The sequence below is a fragment of the Bordetella genomosp. 4 genome, assembly GCF_002261185.1.
Classification (GTDB): domain Bacteria; phylum Pseudomonadota; class Gammaproteobacteria; order Burkholderiales; family Burkholderiaceae_B; genus Bordetella_A.
In genome coordinates, this window is sequence record NZ_NEVQ01000001.1 from 115,251 (window position 1) to 140,752 (window position 25,502).

Sequence of the window (25,502 nt, forward strand, 5' to 3'; positions counted from 1 at the left end):
AGATTTCAGTTTTCGTATTCGGCACGAAAGCAGATACACTGCCCGCCTCATTCGCTGACAGCACACCATGACGCCTTCAGAATTTTTCGTGGGTCTAGACGGGTTGCCCACATTGCGAGATCGCCTGCCCACGCGGGTGATCGCGAGCCTGTTGTTTTCTTTGGTCGTTGTGTTGATGCTGCTGGCCTGGATGCTGTCACTATCGCGAGGGCTGGAACGGGCCGACGCCGCGACGAAAGAGATAGGCAATCTGCGCATGATGGCAAATCAGATTGCGATCGCGCTTATACGTCCCGATGTGGACCAACACGCCGCATTAGATCAAGCTTTACATGTACAAGATCAGGCGTTGGCGCTATTGGCGGGGGGCAGTCCGTCCAGGCCCTTGCGATTGCCTAACGTCGCACATATCCGCGAGCAACTGAGCACGATTGCTCAACTGTGGAACCAGCATCTCAAACCGGCTGTTGCCGAGGCGGAAAAAAACGGCGAGACGAGTGCCTATCTGGACCACCTGCCCGCGTTCATGGCAGAGACAGATCGGCTGGCAGGCATGATTGAATTGGACAATGACAAGAAAAGAACTCTGCTGCGTTTTTTTCAGGGTGTCATTGCGGTGATTGGCAGTGTCGGTACTGGTCTGGCGATCTATCTGTTGTACGTCTGGATTATCCAACCGATGTTGCGTTTGCGAGAAGGACTGCATCGTTTGACGGCGGGGCAATTCAATACCAGACTGCCTGTTAAAACACGCGACGAATTCGGCGTACTGGCGCACGGATTCAACTTGATGGCCGACAAGCTGGAGCGTCTGTACCAGGAACTGGAAAACGGCGTTCGCACCAAAACGGCGGAGCTGGAAAAACGTAATCGGGAGATTGCGTCTCTGTATCTGGTGACGTCATTTTTAAATCTCCCGAACGATATCGAGGCGATGTGCCGGGGCTTTCTGCAACGGGTTATCGGCGAGTTTGATGCTGCCGGCGGAACGGTACGACTGATTGAATTACCAAACGAACATGCGCACGTGATCGTGTCCGAGGATGTTGCGCCGCAGGTCGATGAACAGACGTCCGGCACGATTTGCGCGCACGCCGACTCGGTTGTTTATCGTACCGATGATTGCAGTGTGGCGACGTTTCGCATCATGGCCCGTGATGAAAACCTGGGAGAATTCGCCCTGCACTTTGACGCCGGACGTGAGTTGCTGCCCAGTGAAACGCAACTGTTGGAGACTCTGGGGCAGCATCTGGGCGTCGCTCTGGATCACCGACGCCTGGAGGCCAAGGCCAGGCAGTTAGCGGTGATCCGTGAACGCAGTCTGATGGCGCAGGGATTGCACGACAGTATTGCGCAGGGCTTGAATTTTCTGAAGATGCAATTGCAATTGCTCGAAGACGCCATGAGGCGCGCAGACTACGAAGACCTGCAACAGATTGTGCCGTTGTTACGCACCGGAGTCGACGAAAGTTATCAGGATGTGCGTGAGTTGTTGGTGAACTTCCGTACCAAGCTCGACCAGGTCGAATTGTCGGTTGCCATCGAAGATACGATCGAACGATTTAAACGGCAGACTGGCATTGTGATTGACCTGGACACGCAGTACAAAATGGGGCGCCCCTTATCGCCCGAGCAGCAGTTGCAGGTGCTGTTCATTTTGCAGGAAGCCTTATCGAATGTGCGCAAGCACGCTCAGGCGGATCACGTGCGCGTGACGTTGCGCAACGCCAGCGATTTTGAAATGAATATTGTCGATAATGGCATCGGCTTTCGCATGGATGACATTCGTCAAGGTGACGAAAATCACATTGGATTGAATATCATGCGCGAGAGAGCTGCGCGATTGCATGCCGAGTTGGAGATGACATCCCAACCGGGAACAGGAACCACCGTGCGGCTGGTATTGCCGCATTCCGAACGTTCTGTGGTCTGAATCTGCGACATCATGACTATCCGTATTTTGTTGATTGACGATCACGCCCTGTTTCGATCGGGCGTGCGGCTGCTGTTACAGCGGCAACCCGATTTTGATGTCGTCGCAGAAGCGGCCGATGGCATCGAGGGGGTCAAGCGCGCCAAAGCGTTTCAACCTAATGTGATTCTGCTTGATCTGAATATGCCGGGGCTGTCGGGTCTGGAAACGTTGAAGCTGCTGGTCCAGGACGTGCCAGATGCTGCTGTGCTGATACTGACCGTATCCGAAGAAGCCGACGAACTCGCGCAGGCGTTACGGGACGGAGCGCGTGGTTTTTTAGTCAAAAGTATTGATGCCGCAACATTGGTGGCGGCCATTCGGCAGGCAGCCGAGGGTAAATTGGCGCATACAAGCGAAGTGTCCGGTCAACCGGACAAGGGGATTTCATGGCAGTAGAAGGCGATGCAAGCGAATTGGCCAAGGTGGTCGTACTGCTGGGTGCGGCAGTGGTGGCGGTGCCGATCTTCAGGCGTTTGGGCTTAGGCTCGGTCTTGGGCTACTTGGCCGCGGGCCTGGTGATCGGTCCGTTTGGCCTGGGTCTGTTTCGAGATCCTCACACGATATTGCACACGGCTGAATTAGGCGTGGTGATGTTCCTGTTCATCATCGGCCTGGAGATGCGTCCATCGCACTTGTGGGGACTGCGCAAAGAGATATTTGGTCTGGGCAGTCTGCAGGTATTGATTTGCGGCTTGTTGCTGACAGGCGTGGGGGTAGCCTTCGGGTTTTCGCTCGCCGTGGCGTTCATCAGCGCAATGGGATTTGTGTTGACCTCTACCGCCATCGTGATGCAGTTGCTCGGCGAGCGCGGTGATATCGCAAAGCCTCGCGGTCAAAAAATCGTCTCTATTCTGCTGTTGGAAGACTTGTTGATCGTACCGCTGCTGGCATTGGTGGCATTCATTGCGCCGCCGGGAGCGCACCAGGAGGCCGCGACAGCGTCATCTCGCTGGGCCGATATCGGGATAGGCGTCGGCTCTGTCGCGGCATTGGTCGTCGCGGGGATATGGTTGTTGAATCCGTTGTTTCGCTTACTGGCGCGTGCCAAAGCTCGTGAGGTCATGACTGCGGCAGCATTGCTTGTGGTGCTGGGAGCCGCGCTGCTGATGCAATGGGGCGGACTGTCGATGGCGATGGGGGCATTCCTCGCCGGCGTCTTGTTGTCGGAATCGACCTTCCGTCATCAGCTGGAAGCGGATATCGAACCTTTCCGCGGCTTGCTGTTAGGCCTGTTTTTCCTGGGTGTGGGCATGTCGCTGGACCTCACGGTTGTGGCGCAGAATGCACCGCTGATCGTGGCCGGGGTGCTGTCGATGATGTTGGTTAAAGCACTATGCATTTACGGGACCGCGCGATTGGCGAAAAGCTCGCGCGCTGAGGCAGTCGATCGCGCCGTATTGATGGCACAGGGGGGCGAATTTGCTTTTGTCTTGTTTGCCGCCGCATTGGCCAATGGGGTCATCGATCCTATCGTCAATGCCAACATGACGGCCATCGTGGTGCTGTCGATGGCTTTGACGCCGTTGGTGGTGTTGATCCATAAACGCTGGATGCCGCGTGCGAATCTATCAACTGACGATCTGGAGACTCCAGAGGACCAGATCGGCAATGCCCTTGTTATCGGGTTTGGCCGTGTGGGACAAATTGCCAGCCAACATATGCTGGCGATGGGGGCTGAAATCACCATCATCGACAATGATCCCGAGATGATACGCAGCGCCGCGACGTTCGGATTCAAGGTGTACTACGGTGATGGCACGCGTACCGATGTGTTGCATGCCGCCGGAGCAAAGAATGCACAGGCGATTCTGATCTGCGCCGACGGCAAAGACACGGTGACGCAAATGGTCGAACGCATCAAGGCCATGTGTCCGCATTCCGTGGTGCTGGCGCGTGCTTTTGATCGCGAGCACGCATTGGATCTGCATAAAGTGGATGTGGATTTTCAGGTCCGCGAAACGTTTGAGTCTGCGATGGTATTGGGCAGACAGGCGACGCAGGCCTTGGGTGCGACGCCTGAGGCCGCAGAAGAGATTGCGGACGAGATACGTAGACGCGACGCCGAGCGCTTTCAAATGGAAGTCAATGGCGGACTATTCGCAGGGCGCGCCTTGCTGCTGAACAATCAATCCAAAGAATCGACACATTGAGCGGACTGGCGCATCAAGATGCATTGATATGAGGCGTGTTGGGGACTGCACCTAAATGAGCGAGGAGGCTTCGCATCGGCGCCGATAGTTCACGCCAATCCCGAAAGCACGCACACAGCTGCCGGCGTGCCCAGGGTTCGGCCAACACGACAATGCGATAGTCGTGTTCGCGCCGATAACGGTGCGCGATTGTCTGCGGAACGATGCCCACGCCGACGCCGTGGGCCACCATTTCGCAGAGCCCTTCAAAAGTCTTCATGCGAATCCGCAGATTCAGCGTTTTGCCTGCCGTCTGGGCGTATTCGTTGATGTGATCCTGTAATGCGTTGCCGGGCGCGAGGCCGACAAAAGGCTCATTCAGGATGTCTGTGAGCCGCAGGCTGCGATGATGCACCAGGCGATGCCCGGCGGACATGATCAGGACAAGGTGGTCTTTTGCGATGGGTTGCCGTTGCAGGCCAGGGGCGTCTACGGCGTCAGAGACAATGCCTGCCTCGGCGAGGCCAGCAGTAATCGCGGTGATGATTTCGGTGCTGGTGCGTTCTTTCAGGTCGATATGCAGCCGTGGCCGGGCGGCAAGCCAGGGTGCGAGCCGCGGCGGTAAAAATTCGGTCAGGGCCGCGGTGTTGGCATAGAGATGCAAGGTACCGCGCGCGCCTGTGGAAAAGTCTTTCAGTTCGCTTTTGAGCAAAAATTGTTGGCGCAGAATCAGTCGGGCGTGATGGGCCAGCGCCTCGCCCGCCTCGGTCGTGATGACACCGCGTGAATGGCGTTGCAAGAGAGGAACGTTCGCGTCAGTTTCGATGTTGCGCAACCGTTCACTGGCCGAGGCCAAGGCCAGATTCGCGCGAGCCGCCCCCTGGGTGATGCTGCCGGCCTCCACCACGCACAGGAATAAATGAAGATCCGCCAGATCTAGCCGCATGGTGTCTCCCGGTTTTTCCGTGCCTTCGGATTATCCGAAGGCCAGCGCCTGAAAACCGCATTGTGCCAAGTCGTGAGTGAGACTCCAATAGAGGCATGAATGAATCTGCGAACTTCTATGTATGGTTCACGCTGACGTTTCTGGCCGCAGGCTTGGTCAAGGGCGTCACGGGAATGGGTTTGCCCACGGTGGCGATGGGGCTGTTGGGTACCGTCATGCCTCCGGCGGCGGCGGCCGCGATACTGGTCATACCGTCATTCGTGACGAATGTCTGGCAGCTACTGTCCGGACCGGCAACGGCGCGCTTGCTGCGCCGGTTGTGGCCGATGATGCTGGCGATAGTGTTGGGGACGGTGGGTGGTGCGGCGCTATTGGTGCGGGTCGACCCATTGTGGTCCGCATTCTCTCTGGGGGTGGCGTTGATCGTCTATGCGTTATATGCCCTGCTCGGCCCTGCCCTGTCTGTGTCTGCGCGTGCAGAACCCTGGTTGTCGCCCGTGATCGGCGTAGTTACGGGAGCGATCACAGGCGCTACCGGGGTGTTCGTGATGCCGGCGGTGCCTTATTTACAGGCACTTGGTTTGGATAAAGACGAATTGGTTCAGGCTCTGGGGCTATCGTTTACCGTGTCGACTATTGCCTTGGCGGCTGGCCTGATGGTGCATGGCGCATTTCAGCTGAACCAGCTTGGTGTTTCTACGTTGGCGATCGTTCCGGCTTTGATAGGCATGTGGGCCGGGCAGAAGATCCGGGCACGAATCAGTCCCAAGCGCTTTAAACAATGCTTTTTGGTGTTCTTGGCGGTGCTGGGGCTTGAGCTGGCATCGCGGCCGTTCTTTTGAACGGGTCACGCGACCCGTTCTTGCAAAATAGATGAAATCGGGTTCACTTCCCAATACAAAAACTGGAAAAAATCTCGCCCAGCAAATCATCGCTGGTGAACCGCCCCGTAATACTGCTCAAGCTGTCGTGCGCCAGTCGCAGCTCCTCGGCGAATAAATCCAATACGCGGTCATCCTGGGCCGCGTGTTCGGTGGCAGAGGTCAAGTGCTCGGCCGCATCCTGTAATGCGCGTACGTGCCGTTCTCGGGCCAACCAGGGGGATTCTGCGCCGGGGTTCCAGCCGGCCAGGGCCAGCAGCTTGTCGCGCAGCGCGTCCAGGCCGACGCCTTCGCGGGCAGAGATGCCGAGCTGCTGAGGGCCGGCTACGAAAGGCGTATCGAGCAGGTCTACCTTGTTGAACACCGTCAACAAGGGGGTGCGCTCCGGCAGGCGGGCGACGATTTGCGCGTCGAGTTCGTCGGCGGGCTGGGTGGCGTCCTGCAAATGCAGGATGACGTCGGCGCGTTCGATTTCTTTCCAGGTGCGAGCGATGCCGATGCTCTCGACGGTGTCTTCGGTCTCGCGCAGGCCGGCCGTGTCGACGATGTGCAGAGGCACCCCGTCAATGTGGATTTCCTGCACGACCTTGTCGCGGGTGGTGCCGGCGATCGGTGTGACGATGGCGATGTCGTCACCGGCCAGGGCGTTTAACAGGCTGGACTTGCCCACATTGGGTTTGCCCGCCAGTACGACGTGCAGGCCTTCACGCAGGATGACGCCTTGGCGCGCCTGTGCGATCAATGTGGCGAGGTCTGCCGCCAGCGCCTCCAGTGTGGGACGTGCCTGGTATTTCTCTAGAAAATCGATTTCCTCTTCGGGAAAATCCAGCGTGGCTTCGACCAGCATGCGCAGGTGAATGATCCGATCCGATAGTGCATTGATCTGCGCCGAGAATTCCCCCGACAGCGAGGCCATGGCGCCGCGCGCCGCGGCTACCGATGAGGCATCGATCAGATCGGCGACGGCTTCGGCCTGGGCCAGGTCCATGCGGTCGTTCAGAAAGGCGCGGCGTGTGAATTCGCCAGGCTCGGCCAACCGCACGCCCATGTCCGCGCCCGCCTGCAGGCAGCGGTCGAGAATGCGCCGCAATACGGCTGGCCCGCCGTGGCCTTGCAGCTCCAGTACGTCCTCGCCCGTATAGGACTGAGGAGCGCGGAAATAGAGCGCAATGCCTTCGTCCAGGTGTTCGCCGTTTTCTGCAGTGAAGGGCAAATAATGGGCGTGACGCGGCGTGAGTTCGCGGTTGAACAGGCGGCGCGCCAAGGCCGACAAATCGGGGCCGGAAACCCGGACAACGCCAATACCGCCGCGGCCTGGCGCGGTAGCGATGGCGGCGATGGGGACCTGTGTGGATAAGGACATGGGGGGATTCATTCAAGACGGCAATAAGGGAATATAACTGTTGCGCACGCGCCTGTTTGCTGGTTAATGTGCCCTAGGCAGTCCAACCTACAGCACAGGCTAGGGAGAGCACGATGGCGTCACATTGGTTACGTTTATTGGCGGGCGGGGCATTGACGGCTGCAATGGCATTGGGGGCGATGACCTCCGCCGTTGCGCGCGATCTGGTAGTGGCGCTCAAGACCGAGCCCAGCTCGATGGACCCGCAATACCATGCGTTGACGCCCAATACGCAGATCTCTCAAACGCTGTTTGATCCGCTGGTGCGCTCGGATTCCAAGCTGCAGCCGATCCCTGCTTTGGCGGAGTCCTGGAAGGTGGACGGCAATGTCTGGACGTTCAAGCTGCGTCCCAATGTCAAATTCTCGGATGGTTCGCCCTTTACGGCCGAGGATGTCGTGTTTAGCTATGACCGCATCCCAAAGGTCCCGAACAGTCCCTCACCGTTTACTTTGTATTTGGGCTCGGTGGCAAAGACCGAAGCAGTGGATCCGCTGACTCTGCGTATCACGACGAAATCACCTGCGCCGAATCTGCTGATCAACTTGGCACAGTTGCCAATTCTGTCGAAGACGGCAGCATCCGGTCCTGCACCCGAAGGCAAAACCACAACAGAACTCAATAGCGGCAACGGGCTGGCAGGAACGGGGCCGTATAAGTTCGTGTCCTGGAAGCGCGGCGCGGAATTGGTCTTCGCACGCAATGAAAATTACTGGGGTCCCGCGCCTGCATGGGATCGGGTGATCTATCGCCCCATGTCCAACGCGGCGGGCCGGGTAGCGGCATTGCTGGCCGGGGATGTGGACTTGATCGAAGACCCTCCAACGGACGATCTGGCCAATCTGAAAAAGAACAAGAAGCTGTACATCGAAGAAACGCCGTCGGTGCGGGTGATGTATGTGGCGATGGATCAATTCGCCGAACCTACACCGGGCATTGCGGGCTTGCAGAAAAATCCGCTGAAGGACAAGCGCGTGCGTGAAGCGCTGTCGCTGGCCATCAATCGCGATGCCATCGTGGATCGTGTGATGGGCGGCGTGGCCAAGGCTGCGGGCAATATGCTGCCCTACCCTATGTTCGGCTCGTCTAAAGAGCATGCTGAGGCGCCGAAGGCAGACGTGGAGAAAGCCAAGACCTTGTTGAAAGAGGCCGGTTATCCGGATGGGTTTGCGATCACCTTGGGTGCGCCCTCGGGCCGTTATGTGAACGACTCCAAGGTGGCGCAGGCGGTGGCGTCCATGTGGTCGCGCATTGGCGTCAAAACCAATGTCGAAGCTTTGGCGCCCTCGGTGTTTTTCAAGAAGCGCGACAGCTATGAGTTCAGCGCCTATTTGGCAGGCTGGTCGGTGACCAGCGGCGAGATGTTGAACCCCTTGGCCTCATTGCTGATGACGCGTAATCCCGATGCGGGCGAGGGTACGACCAATCGCGGTCGTTATTCGAATCCGGAGATGGATAAATTGGCACGTGAGGCGGCCGGGACAATGGACGACGCCAAGCGTTCGGCACTGCTGCAACAGGCCAGCAATATGGCGATGGATGACTATGCCCTGCTGCCCTTGCACTTTGAGCTGTCTGTATGGGCGATGAAGGATGATATTCGTTACGAAGGCCGGCCGGACCAGACTACCTTGGTGCAATACGCGACCGTAAAGAAGTAAGCCAGGAGTCGCATCGACGTGCTGGCAACTATCATTCGCAGGCTGTTGCAGACGCTGATCGTGCTGCTGGTCATGTCGGCGTTGGTGTTCACCGGAATCTATCTGGTGGGCGATCCGATCTCGATGCTGGCCAGCCCCGAGGCGACCGATGTGCAGCGTGAAGCAATCCGTGTGTCGCTGGGCTTGGACAAGCCCTTGTGGATGCAGTATCTGGTGTTCATCGGCCATGCCGTACAGGGCAATTTCGGCAATAGCTTTTTGACGGGCGAGCCGGCGATGCGCTTGATCCTGGAGCGCATGCCGGCCACGCTGGAGCTGGCCTGTGTAGCCATGCTGATGTCGGTCCTGATCGGTGTGCCATTAGGCATCATCGCGGGCCTGCGGCCCAAGGCGGTAGGTTCTCGCGCCATCATGACGGGCTCGGTGTTGGGATTTTCCCTGCCCAATTTCTGGGTCGGCTTGATGTTGATCATGCTTTTTGCCGTCACGCTCGGGTGGCTGCCGGCGAGCGGACGCGGCGAAACGGTCTCGGTGTTGGGCGTGCCGTTGAGCGTGTTGACGCTGGATGGATGGGCGAGCCTGATTTTGCCGGCGTCCACGATTGCATTGGCCAAATGCGCCATGATTGTGCGCGTCACACGGGCGGCTACGCGCGAGGCGCTGCCCATGGACTACATCAAGTTTGCGCGGGCCAAGGGGCTCGCAGAAAAGCGCGTGCTGGGCGTGCATTTGCTCAAGAACATCCTGATCCCCATCGTCACGGTCGCGGGATTGGAGTTTGGCCAGGTCGTGGCGTTTGCCGTCGTGACAGAAACGGTGTTTTCCTGGCCAGGCATGGGCAAGCTGCTGATTGATTCCATCATCAATCTGGATCGCCCCGTGGTGGTGGCTTATCTGATGCTGATTGTATTTTTCCTGGTGATCCTGAATCTGGTGGTGGACATTATCTATACCGTGCTGGATCCGCGCGTACGTCTGGAGCGTCGAGCATGACGACACCCGCCTCCCCTGTCGACACGACGGCAACATCAACGCACGCGGTAAAGGTGGAAACGCCGCTGCGCCGTTTTCTAGCGGATTTCTGTGCCAGCAAACTGGCCTTGTTCGGCGTCGTGCTGCTGCTGTTGACGGTAGGCGCAGCGATATTCGCACCATGGATCGCACCGCAGAATCCATTCGACATTGCCACCTTGGATATTCTCGATTCCAAATTGCCGCCCGGCAGTGTGAGCGGCGATGGCAGTATGACGTACTGGTTGGGAACGGACGGTCAGGCGCGGGATGTGTTCTCGGCGATCCTGTATGGCATGCGCACGAGTTTGATGGTCGGTTCGATTTCGGTGCTGGCGGCATTTGCGATCGGCGCTACAGTGGGATTGATCGCTGCGTATTTTGGTGGCCGCATCGATGCGTTTTTGATGCGGGCTGTGGATATCCAGTTATCGTTCCCAGCGATCCTGGTGGCGTTGATCTTGCTGGCTATCCTGGGCAAGGGTGTGGATAAAGTCATCATTGCGCTGGTGGTGGTGCAGTGGGCCTACTTCGCGCGTGCAGCGCGCGGAGCTGCGCTGGTCGAACGCGGCAAGGAATATGTCGAGGCTGCCCGTTGCATGTCATTGGGTTGGGGACGCGTATTGTTTCGCCACGTGTTGCCCAACTGTATGCCGCCGCTCATTGTGATTGCGACGATCGATCTGGCGCATGCCATTGCTCTGGAAGCCACGCTGTCGTTTCTGGGGGTAGGCGTGCCGGTGACAGAACCCTCGCTGGGCATGTTGATTTCCAATGGCTTTGAATACTTGCTGTCGGGACTGTATTGGATTTCTTTCTTTCCCGGCATCGCCCTGGCCATTGCGATCATCGGCATCAATCTCGTGGGCGATCACCTGCGGGATGTGTTGAATCCGCATAACGCGGCATGAGCAGTGGACAACTATGAGCTATCACACGACCATTGATCATCGCGATAGTGCACCCATAGCGCCCCCTGCGAGTGCGGCGAACCGTGACCTCAGGACAGTGCTGGAGGTGCGCGGCCTGAAAACGCATTTCTTTACGCGCGCCGGCGTGGTCAAGGCTGTCGACGGTGTGGATCTGTCGGTGGGAGCGGGCGAGATCCTGGGATTGGTCGGAGAATCAGGCTCGGGCAAGAGCATCACGGGTTTTTCCTTGCTGGGTCTGATCGATGCGCCAGGCCGCGTCGTCGATGGTGAGATCCGTTTCAACGGCGAAGACTTGCGCCAAGCGTCGGCGCAACGCTGGCGCGAGCTGCGTGGCAACGATATCGCGATGATCTTTCAAGATCCGATGATGACGTTGAATCCCGTATTGCGCGTGGATACGCAGATGATAGAAACGGTGCTGGCGCATCGCCGTGTCAGCCGTGATCAGGCACGGGCCCGTGCATTGGAGGTGTTGACCAAAGTCGGCATTCCCTCCCCTCAGGAACGATTGCGCGCCTATCCTCATCAGTTGTCGGGCGGCATGCGGCAGCGGGTGGCGATCGCGATCGCCTTGTTGAATGAGCCGCGCCTGATCATCGCGGACGAGCCCACGACCGCGCTGGATGTGACGATTCAAGGGCAGATCCTCTACGAGATGCAGAAACTGTGCCGCGAGACGGGAACAGGCCTGATCTGGATCACGCATGATCTGGCCGTCGTGGCAGGATTGGCCGACCGTGTGGCGGTCATGTACGCCGGTCGTGTCGTAGAAACCGGAACGACCGAAGCCGTGATCAGCCATGCCCTGCACCCCTATACGCATGGCTTGATTGCGTCGATCCCCACACCGCACACGCGCGGCCAGCCCCTGGACCCGATACCAGGCATGACGCCCTCGTTATTGAATCTGCCGCAAGGCTGTGCCTTTCGCACGCGCTGTCATCGGGCGACTGAGGCCTGTACGCAGTCGCCCGCGGCGGTGGAACATCGGCCCGGCCATTGGGCACGTTGCTGGCATGCAGGAGAACGCTAGTGCAGACTGTTGAATTCGCGGCGCCGGATTCCAGCGTCTCTGTCGCCACCGCCAAGCCAATTGTGTCGCTGCGGCAGGTCGAGCAGCACTTCATCCAGCCGGTCGATCTGGCCGGGCGTATTGCGAACTTGTTTGGCGCAGGCCTGAAAACGCTGGTGGTGCAGGCGGTTGCCGGGGTGGATCTGGATGTCTATCCGGGTGAAGTGATCGGCATTGTGGGAGAGTCGGGCTGCGGTAAATCGACGCTAGGCCGCATGGTGGCGGGAATTTTGCGCCCGACAGGGGGACAGATCGATTATCAGGGGACCCCTGTGACGCAGATGTCGGCGGCGCAGCGGCGTGCTTACGAATTGAGCGTGCAGATGATTTTTCAGGATCCGTACGCCTCCTTGAATCCCCGTATGCGGGTGGTCGATATCATTGGCGAGGCGCCCGTGGCGCATGGCCTGATCCGCTCGGGCGAGCAGGCCAGCTACGTGGCGGGGCTGATGAGCCAGGTGGGGCTGGACCCGACTTATGCACAGCGTTATCCACACCAGTTTTCCGGCGGACAGCGCCAGCGTATAGGCATTGCCCGGGCGTTGGCGTTAAAGCCGTCGGTCATCGTGTGCGACGAGGCTGTGGCAGCGCTGGATGTGTCGATTCAGGCCCAGGTGTTGAACCTGTTCGCGCAATTGCGCCGCGAGCTGGATTTGACCTATCTGTTTATCAGCCATAATCTGAGTGTGGTGAGCCATATCTCGGATCGAGTCGCCATCATGTATCTGGGGCGTATCGTCGAGATTGCTTCGACCGATGCGGTATTTTCCCGGGCGAATCACCCCTATACGCAGGCATTGCTGAAAGAACTGCCGGATCTGCAGCCTGGCCGGCGCGATTACCGGCCGATCAAGGGAGAACTACCCTCGCCGCTGGCGCCCCCGACGGGTTGTGCTTTTCATCCTCGGTGCCCGCACGCGATGCCGCGCTGCAGTACGGAACGGCCGCTGTTGCGAGCGGTGGCGCCGGGTCATGCCAGCGCCTGCCATTTGAATGACGCGCCGGCGGGCCATTTGCCATCAGGATGACGGCCCAACCCTGATCGCAGTGCCCCCGCCGGCTGAAAGTTTGATATCGGACGCGGACTCCTACGGGATCTAACCCAATTTATTTTGTTTATCTTCTGCCATGAAAACTCTAGACGAAATCGAACGTGCCCATGCTGACCTGACCGCTTTGCGACGTGATATCCACGCGCATCCGGAATTGGCTTTCCAGGAAACGCGGACATCGGCGCTGGTCGCCGAGCGCCTGCGCAGCTTCGGGATAGAGGTGCATACTGGCTTGGGCAAGACGGGTCTGGTGGGCGTGCTGAAGTCCGGCAACAGCGGCAAGACCTTGGGGTTGCGCGCCGATATGGACGCCCTGCCGATGCCGGAGCACAACCGCTTTGAGCATAAATCGACGATAGCTGGCCGCATGCATGGCTGTGGCCACGACGGGCATACGACGATGTTGCTGGGCGCGGCGGAATATTTGTCCAAGCACCGTAATTTCGATGGCACAGTACATTTTATTTTTCAGCCGGCCGAAGAAGGCGGCAACGCCGGGGCGCGGGCCATGATGCAAGACGGTCTCTTTGACCGCTTTCCGTGTGACGCGGTGTTTGGTCTGCATAACATGCCTGGCATGCCGGTCAATCAATTCGGTTTTCGCAGCGGGCCTGCCATGGCCTCCAGCAACCGCTGGGATATCACGATCCGCGGTGTGGGCGGCCATGCCGCGCAGCCGCATAGCGCGGTAGATCCCATCATCATTGCGGCCGATATGGTGCATGCCTTGCAGACCTTGATTTCGCGCAGCAAGGATCCTTTGGAATCGGCGGTGCTGACGATCACGCAGATCCACGCGGGAGACGCCTATAACGTGATCCCTGGCGATGCCGTGTTGCGCGGTACGGTGCGCACCTATACCGTGGACGTGCTCGACAAGATCGAAGACGGCATGCGCCGCATCGCCACGACCTTGCCTCAGGTATATGGCGCGACCGGCGAGCTGGATTTCGTGCGGGCATATCCGCCCCTGGTGAACTGGGAAAAAGAAACTGCGTTTGCTGCGCAGGTCGCACGCGAGGTGTTTGGCGACGAACACGTCAATTGCGATATTCCTGCGTTCATGGGCGCCGAGGATTTTTCCTTTTTCCTGGAGAAAGTGCCGGGCTGCTACCTGTTTCTAGGCAATGGCGATGGAGATCATCGGATCGCCAGTTATCACGGCATGGGCCCATGCCAGTTGCATAACCCCAACTACGACTTTAACGATGCGTTGCTGCCGGTAGGCGCGACGTATTGGGTCAAGCTGGTCGAAAAGTTTTTAGCAAAGGCATAAGTTAATAACTCCAAACCCATATGAAAAAGTGATCTGATTAAACTCCGATAACGTCGTTTGGGTTTGAATTCGCCTTTTGCATAATGGATTGCTCTGAATACCGGAGCAATCCATGTCTACACGTAGCAACGCGGCACGCCTTGATGCAGTCGACGACGCTGCGCAGGCATTCGAGGTGCGACCTCTGCCTGGCGGTATCGGCGCGGAGATCGTCGGCATTGATTTGGGCCAGACGCTGAACGCCAGCGATTTTGCGCGTGTGCATCGCGCGCATCTGGATCACCACGTGGTGGTGTTCCGCGATCAACGCATTACTCCCCAACAGCACATCGATTTCAGCCGCCGTTTTGGCAAGCTGATGATTCATGTGCTGCATCAATTTCACTTGCCAGGGCATCCCGAGATCCTGATCGTCTCGAACATCGTCGAAGACGGTAAACCGGTGGGCTTGGGCGATGCCGGCAAATACTGGCATTCCGATATCTCGTACAAACCCTTGCCCAGCCTGGGGTCGCTGCTGCATGCGCAAGAGTTGCCGTCCGAAGGCGGCGATACGCTGTTTGCCGATATGCATGTGGCCTACGACACCCTGCCTGCGCACTTGCGAGACGCGATCGAGGGCCGCCAAGCGGTGCACTCGTATCTGGCGAAATATGGCCAGATGCAGAAAGAGGCGAATTGGCGGCCGACGCTCAGCCCAGAGCAACTCGCACAGGTCAAAGAAGTCGTCCATCCCGTGGTGCGTACGCATCCTGAAACGGGGCGCAAGGCGCTATTCGTCAGCGAAGGCTTCACCACCCGCATCGAGGGGCTGCCCGAAGATGAAAGCCAACAGATCCTCGCGGAACTGTTTGCCCACAGCATCAAGCCCGAACACATTTATCGCCATCAGTGGCGCGAACACGATCTGGTGTTCTGGGATAACCGTTCATTGATCCATTTGGCGGCAGGCACTCCCGCGCATCTGCGCCGCAAACTCTACCGCACCACTATTGAAGGCGACACGCCGTTCTGACTATGCCCATGACTCATATTTTCAAACAACATGTGGGCCGTGCCGTCGGTGCAGGCTTGCTTGCCGTCGCAATCGCGATCATGGCGCTCGTGTCGCCCACTCCTGCGGTGGCGGAGGAAGGCCGCCTGCGGATCGCCGAGCAGTATGGCGTGGTGTATCTGCTGTTGAATGTCGCACGTGATCAGCAGCTGATTGAGAAGCACGGCAAGGCAGCCGGCGTAGACATCAAAGTCGATTGGGTCAAATTATCGGGCGGCGCGGCGGTCAACGATGCGCTGCTCTCGGGCGGTGTGGATATTGCTGCGGCGGGCGTGGGTCCGCTGCTGACGATCTGGGACCGCACGCATGGCCGGCAGAACGTCAAAGGCGTGGCATCACTGGGAAATTTTCCGTATTACCTGGTGTCGAACAACCCTGCCGTAAAAAGCATTGCAGACTTTACCGACAAGGACCGTATCGCGGTGCCCGCGGTGGGAGTGTCAGTGCAATCGCGCGTATTGCAGTTGGCGTCGGCCAAGCAATGGGGTAATGATCAATATGCCAAGCTGGATGCGATCTCGGTCGCAGTGCCGCATCCTGATGCGACGGCGGCCATCATCTCCGGTGGAACGGAGATCTCGGCCCATTTCGGCAATCCGCCTTTTCAAGACCAGGAGCTGGCTGAAAACCCCAAGGCGCATATCGTGCTGAACTCGTACGACGTTTTGGGTGGTCCGGCGTCATCGACTGTGTTGTTCGCGACAGAAAAATTCCGCAACGACAGCCCCAAGACGTATCGTGCCTTTCTCCAAGCGCTGCAAGAGGCTGCGACATACGTGACGGCCCATCCGCAAGAGGCAGCCGATACCTACATCCGCGTCACAGGCGCCAAGCTGGATCGCGATTTTCTGGTCAAGGTCATCACGAATCCCGATGTGAAATTCACGCTGCAGCCGAACAATACGTTGGGCCTGGCAAAATTCATGCATCAGATCGGCGCGATAAAGAATGCGCCTGTGAGCTGGCGTGATTATTTCTTCGAAGATCCCGCCATAGGCGAGGGAAGCTGAATGTCTACCGCCCCCGCTCCGTTGCTGCAGGTTCGTGACCTGACTCTGGAATACAAGACACCGCAGCGCCGCGTGCGCGCGACGCACGAAGTCAGTTTCGATGTGTATGACGGCGATCGCTATATTCTGTTGGGCGCATCGGGGTGCGGGAAATCGACGTTGCTCAAAGCGATCGCAGGCTTTGTGCCGCCGGCAGCCGGGCAGATACTGTTGGACGGCAAGGCTGTCTCGGGCCCGGGGCCTGATCGCATTGTCGTGTTCCAGGAGTTCGATCAATTACCTCCCTGGAAAACAGTGCTGCACAACGTCGCGTTTCCGTTGATCGCCACGCGCAAACTGGGCCGCGCCGAGGCACGCGAGCGCGCATTGCATTACCTGGACAAGGTAGGGTTGACGGCGTTTGCCGATGCCTATCCACATACGCTGTCGGGCGGGATGAAGCAGCGCGTAGCCATTGCGCGTGCGCTGGCCATGCAGCCGCGAGTTTTGTTGATGGACGAACCCTTTGCGGCGCTCGATGCGTTAACGCGTCGCAAGATGCAAGAAGAGCTGCAAGCTCTGTGGGAAGAAGCCAATTTCACGCTGTTGTTCGTGACGCATTCCATCGAGGAAGCGCTGGTGCTGGGCAATCGGATACTGCTGTTATCCCCGCATCCGGGGCGCGTGCGCGCCGAACTGAACGCTCACCAATTTGCGTTGCATAGCCAGGGTTCGGCGGCATTTCAAACGGCCACACAGCGTATTCACGACCTGTTGTTTGATGTGCCCTCACATCTGCATGCCGAGCATCAAACGCAGCGGCGTGCTGCCTGATCCACGAGACCGTGTCGACGGCTTGCCGGCTGCAAGGCGCTATATGCAGGCGTGATGGGCCTGCACTGTTTTGGATAAAAGGAATCTGCCATGACGCTTCGTGCGGATGGCGCCGTCGTGCGCCCCGAAGTTGAATATGTCTTGCCTCCTCTGCCGGGATTAACGGCAGAAACCCCTCTATCCTGGTTTGAGCGGCTGCGGCAACATGCGGCATTTCGCAAGACGCTGATCTTATTGGTGTTGGCCCTGCTATGGGAGGCTGCTGCGCGCTATACCGACAATGATTTGCTGTTGCCGGGCGCGTGGCAGACGGCTCAGGCCTTTGCACAGGGCATGATCGATGGCGAGCTGCCGGCCCGTGCGTTTCAATCGCTGGCCGTGCTTTTAAAGGGCTATGTTGCAGGCATTGTGTTGGCATTCCTGCTGACCACCTTGGCCGTGTCGACGCGTGTTGGACGGGATATCCTGTCGACCCTGACGGCCATGTTCAATCCTTTGCCGGCGATTGCTTTGCTGCCTCTGGCGCTGTTGTGGTTCGGCCTGGGCGAAGGCAGCCTGGTGTTCGTGCTGATTCATTCGGTGCTGTGGGCGCTGGCCTTGAATATTTATTCGGGATTTCAGGCGGTGCCGGAAACGTTGCGCATGGCCGGGCGCAATTATGGTCTGAAGGGACCGAGGTATGTCCTGGGTATTCTGATTCCTGCGGCGCTGCCTGCGATCCTGGCTGGATTGCGTATCGGCTGGGCCTTTGCCTGGCGCACGCTGATTGCGGCGGAACTGGTGTTTGGCGCCTCTAGCGGTAAAGGCGGACTGGGCTGGTACATATTCCAGAACCGCAACGAGCTCTATACCGATCGCGTGTTTGCTGGCTTGGCCGCGGTGGTACTGATAGGGCTGGCCGTCGAGAATCTCGTGTTCGACACCTTGGAGCGCGTCACAGTGCGGCGCTGGGGCATGCAACGCTAGCTCAGCTTGCGGACGGCCCAGGCATGCGATTTGCTGTGGGCGGTCATGATTAAGCACAATACTATCCCAGGGGTAAGCTGCCGTATCAACCCGGGGAAATTTCATGCAAGCACTACTGAAGCAGGAAAAGCTGCTGCTGCTGGCTGTCGTCGCCGTGATTATTGCCTACGCTGCAGGCGAGCGGTTGACCGCTCATGGGGCCGCTACTGCAGCCGTCGCTACCGCTCTCTTAGTGATTGCCATCATTTGCGCGTCGCAGCGTGTGGCCTTTCATGCCGAGCAGCTGGCGCATCGGCTGGGCGACCCCTATGGGACGATGGTGCTGACCCTGTCAGCCGTGTTGGTAGAGGTGGTTGTGCTGGGCATCGTGATGTCGCACGACACCTCGCCTACTCTGGTGCGCGACACCATCTATGCGGCGGTCATGCTCGATATCAATGGCATCCTCGGCCTGGCGGCGCTGATGGGCGGTATCAAACATGGCGAACAGTCATACAACGACGACTCGGGCCGGGTTTATACAGTGATGATCCTCACGGCCATGGCGATTTCCATGATCATGCCGGAGTTCGTTCCGCGCGATCGCTGGCATCTTTATTCAGGTTTCACGATTTTCATCATGATCATGCTGTATGCAGTGTTTCTACGCATGCAGACAGGACCGCACAGTTATTTTTTCAGCTATGCCTATCCCGAAAAACGGCGTCGATCAGCCACGCCGCCGCCGCGTGGTCCGGATACGTTATGGTCGGTGGGACTGTTGGTAGCAGGCGTGGTGATCATCGGCGCCCTGTCAGAGGTCATGGCCCAGTCGTTGAACGTATCGCTCGAACATGTCGACGTTCCGCCGGCTTTTCCTGCCTTGGTGGTGGCACTGATCTCAGCCAGCCCGGAAATCCTGACAGCGCTGCGGGCGGCATTGGCCAATCGCATGCAGTCGGTCGTGAATATCGCCCTGGGGGCGTCCTTGTCGACGGTCATTCTTACCGTGCCCCTGATGGAGGCGCTGGCGCTATATACCGGCCAGCCCTTCGAGATGGCCATGACGCCGATCCAGACCATGATGGTGCTGGTGACGCTGGTGGTGACCGCCATCAATCTGAACGACGGTCAAACCAATGCCATCGAGGGTATGACCCACTTTGCTTTATTCGCTACGTTCTTGATGCTGTCCGCCTTGGGTTTGTAGCAAGCACCTTGGCGGGCTCCGGTTTTCCGCTATTGCAGAGGAGCATGCCATGAACCAGAAAACCAAAACGGCTGAACAGCGTGACACCGAGGCTGACCGCGCTACTCGCAATTCTGCTGCGCGTGCGCATGGACGTCAGCCAGGCGGGTCCTCGCAGTCGAGGATGGCCCGCCTATTCGATCATTTCGCCAGCGCTGTTGCCCGGGCGACAGGCTCTCCCTGGGCCTTCGGTTGTGCGGTATTGATCATTTTGATATGGGCGCTAGCCGGCCCATGGGCCGGATTTTCCGAAGTATGGCAATTGGTGGTCAACACGGGAACTACCATCATTACGTTTCTGATGGTCTTTTTGATCCAGCAAAATCAGAACAAGGACAGCCGCGCCTTACACGTCAAGCTGGATGAATTGCTGAGGGCATTGAAAGGAGCCAGCGACCAATTGGTTGACATCGAAGACATGGAAGAAGACGAAATCAACGAGATTGCCGAACGGTATCGCCGGTTGGCCAAGGCCGCACGCAAGCTCAAGGATCCGGAATAACGCGGACTCATGACAAAAGCCCCCGCGGGCCTGTGTGGCACCGCGGGGGCTTTTGCCTAGGCCAGACCTCAGCGGCTAGCCGCCTCGGCAGCTTTACGCTCGATACCGCGCGTAATCGTCCACTGCTGTGCAATCGACAGCGTGTTGTTGACGCACCAGTACAACACCAGACCCGCCGGGAAGAAGAACATCATCCCACCGAATACCAGAGGCATGATCATCATGACTTTGGCCTGGATGGGGTCCGGCGGCGTGGGGTTCAGTTTGATCTGCAGGAACATCGTGGCCATCATCACTGCGGGCAGGATGAAGTACGGATCACGTACCGACAGATCATGCACCCACAGGATCCAAGGCGCGCCGCGCATTTCGACGCTGGCCAACAGCACCCAGTACAAGGCGATGAACACAGGGATCTGTACCACCATGGGCAGGCAGCCGCCCAGGGGGTTGATTTTTTCGGTGCGATACATCTCCATCATGGCCTGATTGAGTTTCTGGCGATCGTCGCCGTACTTTTCTTTCAGGGCCTGCAGACGGGGCGCGACTTGTTTCATCCGCGCCATCGAGCGGTAGCTGGCTGCAGCCAGCGGGAAAAAGACCGCTTTGATGATGACGGTCAGCGCAACAATGGCCCAGCCCCAGTTGCCCAGCAGGCCATGCAACCAGGTCAACAGCGCGAACAGCGGCTTGGCGATGATGCTCAACCAACCATAGTCCACCACGGTATCGAGCCCGGGCGCCAATGCGGCCATGGCTTTTTGGTCCTGGGGACCGACCCACAGGTGCGAATCGACCTGGGTCGTCGCGCCGGGCTGGACCGTACCGACGGCTTCGATGCTGCGAGCCGCGTACAAATTAGGTTGGACCTGCAGGAGCTCGTTCGTACGGGCTTTGCCTTCCGGCGGGATCCAGGCGGTCGCAAAATAATGCTGAACAATCGCCAGCCAGCCGTTGTCGGCCTGCTTGATGTAGGTGCCCTTCTGTTTGGCGATATCCGAGAAGGTGACTTTCTGGAATTTCTCTTGTTCGGAGTAGACCGCGACGCCGGTGAACGTGTGATAGAAACTGGACGTGTCAGCCGGATCATTGCCGTCACGCTCGAGCTGCAGGTACAGCGAGGGCGACAGTGCCTGGCCGGAGACGTTGTTCAGCGCATGCTGGACATCGATGTCGTAGCGGCCGCGGTGCAGCGTGTAGGTCTTGGTGACTTTCAGACCACCGGACTCGGCTTCGAAGGAGACGTTCAGGGTGTCGCCCGTTAGCTCGCGCTCGGTGGAGGTCAGACGGAACGGCGTCTGGTGATTAGGAAAGCTCTGGCCATTAGGCGCACCGACCAAGCCGGATTGCACGACATAGGTCAGCTCGGGAGAGCGATCCAGCAGTACGGTGGGCTTGTTGGGCTGGCCCGCGGTCGGGTATTTCAGCAGCTCGGCCCGAACCAGCTGGGCGCCTGCGGTATCGAAAGTCAGACGCAGCACGTCGGTCGTGATGACGACCTGCTCCGCGCGGGCGGGAGCCTGCGTGGGCGTCGCGCCAGGAACCGTGCTGGGCGCAGCGGCAGCAGGCGCGCTAGGCACCGACGGTGTCGCAGCCTGTCCGTTGGCGCTGGCTTGCGCGCCGTTGGTGGATGATTCTGCGCTGGAGGAAGCGGGAGGCGTCCCGAAAAGCGACGGTTTGCCGCTATGGACTTGCCAGTTGTTCCACAGAAGCAACAGCGAGAAGGAAAAAATCATCCACAGGATGGTTCGTCGGATATCCATGGTGCCTACGGTAGGTATGCGGGCCGGCCAAAATCGGAGCGGCAAACCCGCAAGTTTAGCGTCAATTGGGATCAGTGCGGCGGTGATGCGCGCAACATGAGGCCCCATCGGGGTGGTGCGAAGGCGGTACCGGGTCGTGTCCGCCTGGTGACCAGGGGTGGCAGCGGCCGATACGGCGCGCCGCTAACCATAGACCACGCCAGGCGCCGTGTTGTTCAATCGCCTCGATCGCATAGGCCGAACACGTCGGCGTGAACCGGCATTGCCGCCCCAGCCAGGGGCTGAGAAAAAAGCGGTAAAACCGGATGGGCGCAATAAGCAAGGCTTTGAGCATGGCGTCATTCCCGTGGCTTGACTCGGGCAAAGTGAGCGTCCACTTCGGTGCGAGCGAGCCGTTTCAGTGCCGTAAGGGACATCGGTGCGACCTTGCCGTGCAGGCGCAACACGTAGTCCTGAGGGGGCAGCTGCAGCCGGCAATGCCGGAAGGCCTCGCGAATGACTCGCTTGAGTGCGTTGCGCGTCGACGCATGCGCGGCGAAGCGTTTGGCGATGACCATGCCCAGACGTGCCTGAGCCGCCTGACCCGGGGGCAAGCCACTGGGCGCGGCGGCACTGAGAATGAAGAAAGCCCCTCGGGCCAGCCGTCGGCCTTTCAGGGCGACAGCAAACTCAGAGGGGCGATGCAGCCGCGCCTCTGGAGGAAGCGTGGCGCGCGGCATGAACAACCAGTGGTCGATGCGTGAAACGCAACAGACCCGGTGCTGACCTTAGACGGCCAGGCGCTTGCGGCCCTTGGCGCGGCGAGCGTTCAGCACGGCACGGCCGCCGCGGGTTTTCATGCGCACGCGAAAGCCGTGGGTACGCTTGCGGCGGGTAACTGAAGGTTGGTAGGTGCGTTTCATGGACGATCCACAAAAAGAACAAAAGTCAGAAGGGACCTGCCCGACGGGTTCCTGACCAGTGCATAGTGCGTTGGCCTACATAATGGCTAAGGGGCGCGGGGCCTCTCAGGCGTAGTAAAAAGAACCTTCTGACAGACAGAATTCGGAAAAGCCCATCATTTCAGCAAGTTTTCTCTGCTTTGTCAAACAGTTACGGCAAAGGAACAGTGAAGGGACCAGAATAGCCTGTGGATAACCTACCCCTAACCAAGGTAGAATCGAGGTTTGAATAAGAGCGACATGAAAGAATTCTGGCAGACCTGCGTCAGTCGTCTAGAGCAGGAACTCCCCCCTCAGCAAATCAGCGCCTGGATACGGCCGCTGGTACCGCTTGCGTACGACGAAACGCAGGCAGTGTTGCGCGTAGCCGCACCCAACCGCTTCAAGCTGGATTGGGTGCGCAAGAACTTTTCTCACCAGATCGAGGCATTGGCGGCTGAATGGTTTCAGCGGCCGGTACAGGTGGCGTTCGAATTGCCCGCCAATGGCGCGGCAGCCCGTATTCCGACCGCCCCCCGGGCGCCGGCGCCCAGCGCCGCACCGCCGGGCCCAGTCGCGGTCGGCGCCGCGATTGCCGCGGCGGCGCCGCCAGCCCCAGCGGCTGTTACGCCTGTTCCTGCCGCACCTGCTGTCAATGTGGCGGCTGCGATGCAGGCCGATGCTGCCGGTGTGGTGTACGAACGTTCGCGCCTGAACACCGATTTGACCTTTGAAAACTTTGTCACCGGCAAGGCCAATCAATTGGCCCGCGCGGCGGCATTGCAGGTGGCTGAAAATCCCGGCATTTCCTATAACCCGCTGTTTTTGTACGGTGGCGTAGGACTGGGCAAGACTCACCTCATTCACTCCATTGGCAACGCCATGGTGGCGGCGGGCACGGGCGTGCGCGTACGCTATGTCCATGCGGACCAGTATGTGTCTGACGTGGTCAAGGCCTATCAGCGCAAGGCGTTTGACGACTTCAAGCGCTACTACCACTCGCTGGACCTGCTGCTGATCGACGATATTCAGTTTTTCTCGGGCAAAAGCCGCACGCAAGAAGAATTCTTCTATGCGTTCGAGGCGATGGTGGCGCAGCGCAAGCAGATCATCATCACCAGCGATACCTACCCCAAGGAATTGGCGGGCATCGACAGCCGTTTGATTTCGCGCTTTGATTCCGGCCTGACGGTGGCGATCGAGCCGCCCGAGCTGGAAATGCGCGTGGCCATTCTGCTGCGCAAGGCCGAATCCGAAGGCGTGCCAATGCCTGAAGAAGTCGCCTTCTTTATCGCCAAACACTTGCGCAGCAACGTGCGCGAGCTCGAAGGCGCCTTGCGCAAAGTCCTGGCCTATGCCCGTTTTCACGGGCGCGATGTGGTGTCGGTCGATGTGTGCAAAGAAGCACTCAAAGACCTGCTGTCCGTATCGAATGGCCAGATCACGGTGGAAAATATCCAGAAAACCGTGGCGGATTTCTACAAAATCAAGGTCGCCGACATGTATTCGAAACGGCGGCCGGCCAATATTGCTTTGCCGCGTCAGGTCGCGATGTACCTGGCCAAGGAGCTAACCCAAAAGAGCCTGCCCGAAATCGGCGATCTGTTCGGCGGCCGTGATCACACGACCGTGCTGCACGCAGTGCGCAAGATCTCTGATGCCCGCGCCAAGCAGGCAGAGCTGAACCATACCCTGCACGTGTTGGAACAAACTCTAAAAGGATGAACATGCAACTCGTACAAACCACGCGCGATGCATTGCTGAAACCGCTGTCGACAGTGGCGGGAATCGTCGAAAGACGCCATACCCTGCCCATCCTCGCGAACATCCTCATGCGCAAAGAAGGCAGCAAGGTTGCTTTCATTGCCACCGATCTAGAAGTGCAAATCACCACGCACGCGGATTTTGGTGTGGGGCAGGACAACGAGTCCACGACGGTGGCCGCGCGCAAGCTGCTGGACATCTTGAAGGCGCTGCCCGATACGGGCGAGGTAAAACTGGCATTGGCCAGCAACAAGCTGTCGGTGCAATCGGCAAAGAGCCGCTTTGCTTTGCAAACGCTGGCTGCCAGCGAGTTTCCCACGGTGGCTCAGCCCGAGAAATGGGATGTGTCGCTGACGCTGCCGCAGCGTACCTTGCGTCATTTGCTGAACATGGTCCACTTTGCCATGGCGCAGCAGGACATTCGCTATTACCTGAACGGCATGTTGCTGGTATTCGAAGCCGGCTGCGTACGCGCGGTGGCGACCGATGGCCACCGTCTGGCGCATTGCGCGACCGAGGCCGAGGGCATTGCCCAGCGTCACGAGGTCATCGTGCCGCGCAAGACCGTGCTGGAAATGCAGCGCCTGCTCGAGGATTCGGACGAGCCGGTATCTATCGACGTGGCGCCGGGCCAGATTCGCTTCCGTTTCGGCGAAGTCGAACTCGTGTCCAAGCTGGTCGAAGGCAAGTTCCCTGATTTCACGCGAGTGATTCCGTCGAACTACACGCGCCAGTTCATCATCAGCCGCGAGGCACTGCAAGGCAGCTTGCAACGTGCGGCGATTTTGACGACGGATAAATTCAAGGGCGTACGCCTGCAGTTGGCGCAAAACCTGATGAAGATTTCTTCTTCCAACGCGGAACAAGAAGAAGCCCAGGAAGAACTCGATATCGACTACGGCCATGAGCCCTTGGATGTCGGTTTCAATGTCAGCTATCTGTTGGACGTGTTGTCCAACGTCAAGGCTGAAAACATTCAGTGGTCGGTGATGCCCGATGCCAATGCGTCGGCGTTGCTCACCTTGCCCGATGACGACCAGTTCAAGTACGTCGTCATGCCCATGCGAATTTAATTTTCATCCATGGGTTGATGCCGCGGGGGCGCGTAGCTCTACCGCCCGCCGCGCTCTGGCCGCAAGGCCGTT

At 58.7% G+C, this 25,502-nt stretch carries 23 protein-coding genes and 1 pseudogene; 18 read left to right on the forward strand and 6 right to left on the reverse strand.

Annotated features, from left to right (window positions below):
• Nucleotides 1-67: 67 nt before the first annotated feature.
• The 3 genes and pseudogenes from CAL20_RS00570 to CAL20_RS00580 all read left to right on the forward strand — a co-directional run bounded on the left by CAL20_RS00570 (nt 68) and on the right by CAL20_RS00580 (nt 4,125).
• The gene (locus CAL20_RS00570; protein ID WP_094823963.1) at nt 68-1,933 is read left to right on the forward strand and encodes an ATP-binding protein; all 1,866 of its coding nucleotides are present in this window, start codon (nt 68-70) and stop codon (nt 1,931-1,933) included.
• Nucleotides 1,934-1,945: 12 nt separating this feature from the next.
• Nucleotides 1,946-2,314: pseudogene (locus CAL20_RS00575) on the forward strand (response regulator); the annotation flags it as partial.
• Nucleotides 2,315-2,361: 47 nt separating this feature from the next.
• Nucleotides 2,362-4,125 carry a monovalent cation:proton antiporter-2 (CPA2) family protein gene (locus tag CAL20_RS00580; protein WP_094823964.1) on the forward strand — a complete coding sequence of 588 codons (1,764 nt, stop codon included), beginning with the start codon at nt 2,362-2,364 and terminating at the stop codon, nt 4,123-4,125.
• Between the two features lie 13 nt (nt 4,126-4,138).
• On the opposite strand, the gene CAL20_RS00585 is transcribed toward CAL20_RS00580, so the two are convergent.
• A complete protein-coding gene (locus CAL20_RS00585) occupies nt 4,139-5,050 on the reverse strand; it encodes a LysR family transcriptional regulator (RefSeq protein WP_094836951.1) in 912 nt (303 codons plus the stop codon).
• A gap of 95 nt (nt 5,051-5,145) precedes the next feature.
• Between CAL20_RS00585 and CAL20_RS00590 the strand changes: the two genes are divergently transcribed.
• Nucleotides 5,146-5,892, forward strand: a complete 747-nt coding sequence (locus tag CAL20_RS00590; protein WP_094836952.1) for a sulfite exporter TauE/SafE family protein — start codon at nt 5,146-5,148, stop codon at nt 5,890-5,892.
• A 43-nt stretch (nt 5,893-5,935) separates the two neighbouring features.
• Here CAL20_RS00590 and mnmE read toward each other — a convergent pair whose 3' ends face one another.
• Nucleotides 5,936-7,294 carry a tRNA uridine-5-carboxymethylaminomethyl(34) synthesis GTPase MnmE gene (gene mnmE / locus CAL20_RS00595; protein WP_094836953.1) on the reverse strand — a complete coding sequence of 453 codons (1,359 nt, stop codon included), beginning with the start codon at nt 7,292-7,294 and terminating at the stop codon, nt 5,936-5,938.
• 113 nt (nt 7,295-7,407) lie between these two features.
• Between mnmE and CAL20_RS00600 the strand changes: the two genes are divergently transcribed.
• The 12 genes from CAL20_RS00600 to CAL20_RS00655 all read left to right on the forward strand — a co-directional run bounded on the left by CAL20_RS00600 (nt 7,408) and on the right by CAL20_RS00655 (nt 19,910).
• Entirely contained in the window at nt 7,408-8,994 is a 1,587-nt protein-coding gene (locus CAL20_RS00600; RefSeq protein WP_094823968.1) for an ABC transporter substrate-binding protein, read from the forward strand.
• Between the two features lie 18 nt (nt 8,995-9,012).
• The gene (locus tag CAL20_RS00605; protein ID WP_094836954.1) at nt 9,013-9,987 is read left to right on the forward strand and encodes an ABC transporter permease; all 975 of its coding nucleotides are present in this window, start codon (nt 9,013-9,015) and stop codon (nt 9,985-9,987) included.
• Entirely contained in the window at nt 9,984-10,916 is a 933-nt protein-coding gene (locus CAL20_RS00610) for an ABC transporter permease (RefSeq protein ID WP_094836955.1), read from the forward strand. Before CAL20_RS00605 ends, CAL20_RS00610 begins: the two co-directional genes overlap by 4 nt.
• Before the next feature lie 13 nt (nt 10,917-10,929).
• Complete coding sequence (locus CAL20_RS00615) at nt 10,930-11,970, forward strand: ABC transporter ATP-binding protein (protein ID WP_256981315.1); 1,041 nt, start codon at nt 10,930-10,932, stop codon at nt 11,968-11,970.
• 59 nt (nt 11,971-12,029) lie between these two features.
• Complete coding sequence (locus tag CAL20_RS00620; RefSeq protein ID WP_373558260.1) at nt 12,030-13,037, forward strand: ABC transporter ATP-binding protein; 1,008 nt, start codon at nt 12,030-12,032, stop codon at nt 13,035-13,037.
• 100 nt (nt 13,038-13,137) lie between these two features.
• On the forward strand, nt 13,138-14,337 hold the full coding sequence (locus tag CAL20_RS00625) for a M20 aminoacylase family protein (protein ID WP_094823973.1): 1,200 nt from the start codon (nt 13,138-13,140) through the stop codon (nt 14,335-14,337).
• A gap of 112 nt (nt 14,338-14,449) precedes the next feature.
• Nucleotides 14,450-15,352 (forward strand): TauD/TfdA dioxygenase family protein, encoded by a 903-nt coding sequence (locus tag CAL20_RS00630; protein WP_094823974.1) that lies wholly within the window; start codon nt 14,450-14,452, stop codon nt 15,350-15,352.
• A gap of 8 nt (nt 15,353-15,360) precedes the next feature.
• Nucleotides 15,361-16,401 carry an ABC transporter substrate-binding protein gene (locus CAL20_RS00635; RefSeq protein ID WP_373558256.1) on the forward strand — a complete coding sequence of 347 codons (1,041 nt, stop codon included), beginning with the start codon at nt 15,361-15,363 and terminating at the stop codon, nt 16,399-16,401.
• A complete protein-coding gene (locus CAL20_RS00640; protein ID WP_094823976.1) occupies nt 16,402-17,214 on the forward strand; it encodes an ABC transporter ATP-binding protein in 813 nt (270 codons plus the stop codon). It abuts the gene before it with no gap.
• Between the two features lie 90 nt (nt 17,215-17,304).
• On the forward strand, nt 17,305-18,180 hold the full coding sequence (locus CAL20_RS00645; RefSeq protein WP_094823977.1) for an ABC transporter permease: 876 nt from the start codon (nt 17,305-17,307) through the stop codon (nt 18,178-18,180).
• Nucleotides 18,181-18,283: 103 nt separating this feature from the next.
• Nucleotides 18,284-19,369, forward strand: a complete 1,086-nt coding sequence (locus tag CAL20_RS00650; protein ID WP_094823978.1) for a calcium:proton antiporter — start codon at nt 18,284-18,286, stop codon at nt 19,367-19,369.
• 49 nt (nt 19,370-19,418) lie between these two features.
• Complete coding sequence (locus CAL20_RS00655; RefSeq protein ID WP_094823979.1) at nt 19,419-19,910, forward strand: low affinity iron permease family protein; 492 nt, start codon at nt 19,419-19,421, stop codon at nt 19,908-19,910.
• A 68-nt stretch (nt 19,911-19,978) separates the two neighbouring features.
• Here CAL20_RS00655 and yidC read toward each other — a convergent pair whose 3' ends face one another.
• The 4 genes from yidC to rpmH all read right to left on the reverse strand — a co-directional run bounded on the left by yidC (nt 19,979) and on the right by rpmH (nt 22,575).
• Complete coding sequence (gene yidC / locus CAL20_RS00660) at nt 19,979-21,673, reverse strand: membrane protein insertase YidC (protein WP_094823980.1); 1,695 nt, start codon at nt 21,671-21,673, stop codon at nt 19,979-19,981.
• A gap of 61 nt (nt 21,674-21,734) precedes the next feature.
• Entirely contained in the window at nt 21,735-22,007 is a 273-nt protein-coding gene (gene yidD, locus CAL20_RS00665; protein ID WP_094823981.1) for a membrane protein insertion efficiency factor YidD, read from the reverse strand.
• A 4-nt stretch (nt 22,008-22,011) separates the two neighbouring features.
• Entirely contained in the window at nt 22,012-22,392 is a 381-nt protein-coding gene (locus tag CAL20_RS00670; protein ID WP_094823982.1) for a ribonuclease P protein component, read from the reverse strand.
• Between the two features lie 48 nt (nt 22,393-22,440).
• The gene (rpmH, locus tag CAL20_RS00675; protein WP_003800771.1) at nt 22,441-22,575 is read right to left on the reverse strand and encodes a 50S ribosomal protein L34; all 135 of its coding nucleotides are present in this window, start codon (nt 22,573-22,575) and stop codon (nt 22,441-22,443) included.
• Nucleotides 22,576-22,854: 279 nt separating this feature from the next.
• On the opposite strand from rpmH, the gene dnaA reads away from it, so the two are divergent.
• Together dnaA and dnaN are read left to right on the forward strand one after the other, a co-directional pair.
• Nucleotides 22,855-24,318 (forward strand): chromosomal replication initiator protein DnaA, encoded by a 1,464-nt coding sequence (dnaA, locus tag CAL20_RS00680; RefSeq protein WP_094823983.1) that lies wholly within the window; start codon nt 22,855-22,857, stop codon nt 24,316-24,318.
• Nucleotides 24,319-24,320: 2 nt separating this feature from the next.
• Entirely contained in the window at nt 24,321-25,430 is a 1,110-nt protein-coding gene (gene dnaN, locus CAL20_RS00685) for a DNA polymerase III subunit beta (protein WP_176456632.1), read from the forward strand.
• Nucleotides 25,431-25,502: the final 72 nt, after the last annotated feature.

Bases quoted from the DNA above. Each gene is read 5' to 3' on its own strand.
- rpmH (WP_003800771.1), bottom strand. From the start codon at position 22,575: ATGAAACGCACCTACCAACCTTCAGTTACCCGCCGCAAGCGTACCCAC.
- CAL20_RS00570 (WP_094823963.1), top strand. From the start codon at position 68: ATGACGCCTTCAGAATTTTTCGTGGGTCTAGACGGGTTGCCCACATTG.
- CAL20_RS00600 (WP_094823968.1), top strand. From the start codon at position 7,408: ATGGCGTCACATTGGTTACGTTTATTGGCGGGCGGGGCATTGACGGCT.
- yidD (WP_094823981.1), bottom strand. From the start codon at position 22,007: ATGCTCAAAGCCTTGCTTATTGCGCCCATCCGGTTTTACCGCTTTTTT.
- CAL20_RS00635 (WP_373558256.1), top strand. From the start codon at position 15,361: ATGACTCATATTTTCAAACAACATGTGGGCCGTGCCGTCGGTGCAGGC.
- CAL20_RS00640 (WP_094823976.1), top strand. From the start codon at position 16,402: ATGTCTACCGCCCCCGCTCCGTTGCTGCAGGTTCGTGACCTGACTCTG.
- dnaN (WP_176456632.1), top strand. From the start codon at position 24,321: ATGCAACTCGTACAAACCACGCGCGATGCATTGCTGAAACCGCTGTCG.
- dnaA (WP_094823983.1), top strand. From the start codon at position 22,855: ATGAAAGAATTCTGGCAGACCTGCGTCAGTCGTCTAGAGCAGGAACTC.
- mnmE (WP_094836953.1), bottom strand. From the start codon at position 7,294: ATGTCCTTATCCACACAGGTCCCCATCGCCGCCATCGCTACCGCGCCA.
- CAL20_RS00585 (WP_094836951.1), bottom strand. From the start codon at position 5,050: ATGCGGCTAGATCTGGCGGATCTTCATTTATTCCTGTGCGTGGTGGAG.
- CAL20_RS00615 (WP_256981315.1), top strand. From the start codon at position 10,930: ATGAGCTATCACACGACCATTGATCATCGCGATAGTGCACCCATAGCG.
- CAL20_RS00645 (WP_094823977.1), top strand. From the start codon at position 17,305: ATGACGCTTCGTGCGGATGGCGCCGTCGTGCGCCCCGAAGTTGAATAT.
- CAL20_RS00655 (WP_094823979.1), top strand. From the start codon at position 19,419: ATGAACCAGAAAACCAAAACGGCTGAACAGCGTGACACCGAGGCTGAC.
- CAL20_RS00670 (WP_094823982.1), bottom strand. From the start codon at position 22,392: ATGCCGCGCGCCACGCTTCCTCCAGAGGCGCGGCTGCATCGCCCCTCT.
- CAL20_RS00630 (WP_094823974.1), top strand. From the start codon at position 14,450: ATGTCTACACGTAGCAACGCGGCACGCCTTGATGCAGTCGACGACGCT.
- CAL20_RS00610 (WP_094836955.1), top strand. From the start codon at position 9,984: ATGACGACACCCGCCTCCCCTGTCGACACGACGGCAACATCAACGCAC.
- CAL20_RS00625 (WP_094823973.1), top strand. From the start codon at position 13,138: ATGAAAACTCTAGACGAAATCGAACGTGCCCATGCTGACCTGACCGCT.
- yidC (WP_094823980.1), bottom strand. From the start codon at position 21,673: ATGGATATCCGACGAACCATCCTGTGGATGATTTTTTCCTTCTCGCTG.
- CAL20_RS00590 (WP_094836952.1), top strand. From the start codon at position 5,146: ATGAATGAATCTGCGAACTTCTATGTATGGTTCACGCTGACGTTTCTG.
- CAL20_RS00580 (WP_094823964.1), top strand. From the start codon at position 2,362: ATGGCAGTAGAAGGCGATGCAAGCGAATTGGCCAAGGTGGTCGTACTG.
- CAL20_RS00650 (WP_094823978.1), top strand. From the start codon at position 18,284: ATGCAAGCACTACTGAAGCAGGAAAAGCTGCTGCTGCTGGCTGTCGTC.